The sequence below is a fragment of the Asanoa sp. NPDC050611 genome (assembly GCF_040654855.1).
Taxonomy (GTDB): domain Bacteria; phylum Actinomycetota; class Actinomycetes; order Mycobacteriales; family Micromonosporaceae; genus Asanoa.
In genome coordinates this window covers 1-4,138 of sequence record NZ_JBFAIU010000493.1, presented here as the reverse complement: position 1 = coordinate 4,138, position 4,138 = coordinate 1, and the positions used below count along the sequence as shown (strand labels likewise).

The window sequence follows — 4,138 nt, the reverse complement described above, 5'->3', positions numbered from 1 at the left end:
CGCCGCGAGTGCGTCTGCCCTGAGTAGATTGTCCGATATGACCCGGGCGGCCTGGCTCCGTGTGGTGTCCGCGGTCGTCCTGCTGGTCGCGCTCTACTACGTGGTGCCGGTGCAGCCGGGCGGCAGCGGCTGGCGGCTGGTGTTGCGCTCGCTGGCCGCGCTGGTCTTCGTCGGCGGCGCCGTCGCGCTCGTGGTCTGGCAGATCCGCCGCCGGCTGCGCAGCGACCAGCTGCCGCTGGAGGGCCTGGCCACCGCCCTGGTCGCCGGCGCGATCGCGTTCGCGCTGGCCGACTACGTGCTGGAGATCTCGGCGCCCGGGCAGTTCTCCGGGCTCCACACCCGCACCGACGCGCTCTACTTCGCGCTGTCCACGTTGTTCACGGTCGGCTTCGGCGACATCCACGCCGCCGGCCAGGGCGCCCGCGTGCTGGTCATCTTCCAGATGGTGTTCAACATCCTGGTGCTCGCGACCGGCGCGTCGCTGCTGCTCAACCAGGCTACTGCCCGGGTGCGGGCGAGCCGCCGGGAGAGATGACGACATCGCCGCCGAGCCGGCCCGCGGGCGGGTCGCGGGTCACCTGGCCGGCGCTGAGCAGCGGGGTGAGCACGCGGTTGGCGTCCGCCGCGCGGTAGACCGTGTCGGTCACGGTGAACCGGCGCAGCTCGGTCACCGTGGCCCGGCCGACCTCGGCCAGGTGGGCCAGCAGCTCGCGGCGCAGCGGCCCGGGGTGCGGACGCTCGGAGATGTCGAGCAGGTGCCCCTCCGGGTCCTGCGGGTCGCGGTAACGGATGCCCGCGTACTCGTCGACCGCCCACATCGCGTCCTTGAACCCGTCGAGGCTCTTGCCCTGACCGGTGGCGAAGGCGACCAGCCGGGCAGTGCCGTCGCGGGCCACCAGCTCGACGTCGGCGACCAGCGGAAACCCCGCGGCGGCCAGCGTCGCCCGGTGCCCACGGGCACCCTCGGCCAGCACGAGCAGCAGCTCGCCGGGCTTGCCGCGGGCGACGGCGGCGAGCGTGTCGGCGGCCGGCGGCGGTCCGCCGCTGTCGAGGAAGGCGAGCAGCGGCGCGCCCGCCGCGCCCGCCGCGGTGAGCACGGCCGGCAGCGTGTCGACGCCGCCGTCGACGGCGTGGATGTCCAACCCCGACGGCCGGTCGAGCTCCTGGTAGACCGCGTCGAGCGCGGCCCGGTCGGGGCTCGGCGCGATCACCGGCGCGGTGAGCCGGCGCCCGCGCAGCAGGTCGGTGAACTCGTCGAAGACCCGCAGCGCCGCCTCCGGCAGGCCGTCGGGCGCCCCGTCGTAGGCCTGGGCGAACGTGGCCCGCTTGGAGCGGTGCAACGCGGCCGGGCCCCAGGCGTCGAGCTGTCGCACGAGGATCTCGCGTACGACGTCGTCGATCGGCCCGGCCATGGTTCCAGTTTGGCGGAAAACGCGTCAGGCCGGAACGGAGATGCCGACACCGCCTCGCGTCTGGCCGCCGTAGCGGGCCTTCTCGGCGTCGATGTCGAGGCGACCGATGCGCCGGCGGGCGGCCAGCGCGCCGTCGTCGAGCTTGTCGGCCGGCACGAGCCAGACGATCTCGAACTCCAGCCCGTCCGGGTCCCTGCCGTAGAGCGACTTGGTGCTGCCGTGGTCGGAGGCGCCGGCCAGCGCGCCCGCGGCGGCGAGCCGCTCGGCGGTCGCGGACAGCTCGTCGAGCGTGTCGACCTCCCACGCGAGGTGGTAGAGGCCGACGGTGGCCCGGCCGGCTTGCGACGCGGCGGCACCGGGCAGCTCGAACAGCCCGAGGTCGTGGTCGTTGGTCGAGTCGGGCGCCTGCAGGAAGGCGGCGCCGGCGAAACCGTCGGGCGTCATCGGGACCCGGTTGAAGCCGAGCACGTCCTGGTAGAAGGCGACGCTGCGGGCGAGGTCACTGACGAACAGGACCGCGTGGTTGAGACGATGGATGCCCATGGCCACAACGGTAGCGCCATCTAGTTGAGAGTTCAACTATGCCGCTATGATGGTCGTCATGACGCGATGGCTGGACGACCAGGAGCAGGCCGCCTGGCGTGCGTTCCTCGGTGCCACCCGGGCCCTGATGGACGCTCTCGACCGCGAGCTGCAGCACGAGGCCGGCATGCCGCACGCCTACTACGAGATTCTCGTGCGGCTCTCCGAGGCGCCCGAGCACAAGATGCGGATGAGCGAGCTGGCCGACGCCTGCGGCTCCTCGCGCAGCCGCCTCTCGCACGCGGTCGCCCGCCTGGAGGAGTCCGGCTGGGTGCGCCGCCAGGACTGCCCCACGGACCGCCGTGGCCAGCTCGCGGTGCTCACCGAGGAGGGCTACCGCGTGCTCGTCGAGGCGGCGCCCGGCCACGTCGAGGGGGTCCGCCGCCACCTCTTCGACAAGCTCAGCAAGGAGCAGGTGACCCAGCTTCGGCAGATCAGCGACGCGATCCTCGCCGACTGACGCGACCGGCATTCGCCATTCGCACGAAAGGACGACTTCGGAGCGCACACCTCCAGGTCACGTAGGGTCTGGTCAATATCTCCGCCAACTGGCTCTTGTACCGAACGTCGCCGGACAAGCACGATGAGGCGATGTCTATCGGCCTCGGTGACCTCACCGCGCGGGCCCAGGACCGGATCCACGCCGGTGACCTGGCCGGCGCGGAGGAGCTGCTCGGCAACGCGCTCGCCAAGGCCGACCCGTCCCCCGCGACCGCCACCGGCGAGCTCGCGCTGGCCGCCGCACTGCAGGCCAAGGTGCTGCTCACGCTCGGCGAGGCGCACGGCGCGCGGGGCTGGGCGTCCTACGCCTTCTCGGCGGCGACCCGGCTCTACGGTGCGCATGACCCGCGCACCACCGACACCGCGACGACGCTCGCCGCCGTGCTGCACCGGGTCGGCGCGCACGAGCGGGCCGCCCGGCTCTACCACGACGTGATCCTCGAGCTGTCCGCCACCGAAGGCCCCGAGTCGGCCCGCGTGCTGGCGGCCCACGCCGACCTCGCCACCGTCGAATATGCCCGTGGCGACTGTGCCACCGCCCGCACCCGGCTCGAGGACGCCTGGGAGCTGCACCGCGAGGTCTACGGCGAGGGGCACCCGGCCGGCATCCGGATGCTGGCCAAGCTCGGCGCGATGGAGCGCGACTGCGGCCGGGCCGAGGACTCGCTCGCCCATCTCGCGCTCGCACAGGAGCTGTGCCGCACCCACCTGCCGCCCGACCATCCGCTGGTCGCCCAGGTGGCCGCGCTGGCCCGGGCCGCGCCCAACCCCGACCACGTCTGCGCGATCGAGGACAGCCACCGGATCGCGACCGACTCCGGCCCGCCGCCACCACGCGCGTCCGGCTCCCCGGAGCCGACCAGCTACGCCCGCCCGTTCACCCCGGTGCCCGAGCACACCCCGCCGGTGGTGCCTGAGCCGATGACGCCACCGCCGGTCGCGCCCACGCCGATGGCACCGCCGCCCGTGGCGCCGCAGCCGGTCACGCCGACCCTCCGGGACGGCTTCGACAGCGGCTCGGCGCTCGAGGACGCGGTGGCGGCCGACGGGCCGCGGCACGCCGCCGACGACGACGCGCCCGACCTGTTCGCGGCCGGGGCGGACCTGCGCAACGCGTACGCGACGGAGACATACCCACCGGAGACGGAGACCTGGGCGCCGCCCACGCAACGGACCCCGCCGGAGCGGCCGCTGTGGCCGGCGGACGCGGCCGGCCCGAGCGCGGGCTGGTCCGGGCGCGCGACCGACCAGGACCGGTCGCAGTGGTCGCAGCCGCGCGAGCCGGCCGGCGACGAGGTGTGGCGCCGCCGGCCCGACACGTGGGACAGCACCACGACCGAGACCTGGGACGGCACCGCCGAGGGCTGGGACACCGACGCGGGCTGGGCCGCGCAGCCCGATCCGGACGAGGAGTGGGCCGCGCGGCAGCGCGAGGACGAGCGCTGGTCCGCGCCGGGGGACCCGCCGTCGGCGGCCGACGAGGGTTGGGAGCGCGACGCCTTCGGGCCACCCGCCGGCGCAGCCACGCTGCCGGGGGCGGGTGCGGCCGCGTCCTTGGCGCGCCAGGTCGCCCGGGCCGAGGACACGGCCCGCGACATCGTCGACGCGGAGAAGGCGGTGTCCGCCGGGGCCGACCCCGACGA

The 4,138-nt window shown here is 74.6% G+C and carries 5 protein-coding genes; 3 read left to right on the top strand and 2 right to left on the bottom strand.

The window, feature by feature from the left end:
• Positions 1-535, top strand: a 535-nt coding sequence (locus tag AB0H87_RS38925; protein ID WP_360157909.1) for a potassium channel family protein, incomplete at its 5' end; no start/stop codon positions are given.
• Here the strand turns inward: AB0H87_RS38925 and AB0H87_RS38920 are convergent.
• Together AB0H87_RS38920 and AB0H87_RS38915 are read right to left on the bottom strand one after the other, a co-directional pair.
• On the bottom strand, positions 498-1,412 hold the full coding sequence (locus AB0H87_RS38920; RefSeq protein ID WP_360157906.1) for a hypothetical protein: 915 nt from the start codon (positions 1,410-1,412) through the stop codon (positions 498-500). The two genes, AB0H87_RS38925 and AB0H87_RS38920, sit on opposite strands and share 38 nt — an antisense overlap.
• A gap of 24 nt (positions 1,413-1,436) precedes the next feature.
• Complete coding sequence (locus tag AB0H87_RS38915) at positions 1,437-1,955, bottom strand: VOC family protein (protein WP_360157903.1); 519 nt, start codon at positions 1,953-1,955, stop codon at positions 1,437-1,439.
• A 49-nt stretch (positions 1,956-2,004) separates the two neighbouring features.
• On the opposite strand from AB0H87_RS38915, the gene AB0H87_RS38910 reads away from it, so the two are divergent.
• Positions 2,005-2,454: a MarR family transcriptional regulator gene (locus tag AB0H87_RS38910; protein ID WP_360157912.1), complete on the top strand. Its 450-nt coding sequence runs from the start codon at positions 2,005-2,007 to the stop codon at positions 2,452-2,454.
• A 131-nt stretch (positions 2,455-2,585) separates the two neighbouring features.
• A partial coding sequence (locus AB0H87_RS38905) for a tetratricopeptide repeat protein (RefSeq protein ID WP_360157900.1) occupies positions 2,586-4,138 on the top strand: 1,553 nt, incomplete at its 3' end.

Bases quoted from the DNA above. Each gene is read 5' to 3' on its own strand.
- AB0H87_RS38910 (WP_360157912.1), top strand. From the start codon at position 2,005: ATGGTCGTCATGACGCGATGGCTGGACGACCAGGAGCAGGCCGCCTGG.
- AB0H87_RS38915 (WP_360157903.1), bottom strand. From the start codon at position 1,955: ATGGGCATCCATCGTCTCAACCACGCGGTCCTGTTCGTCAGTGACCTC.
- AB0H87_RS38920 (WP_360157906.1), bottom strand. From the start codon at position 1,412: ATGGCCGGGCCGATCGACGACGTCGTACGCGAGATCCTCGTGCGACAG.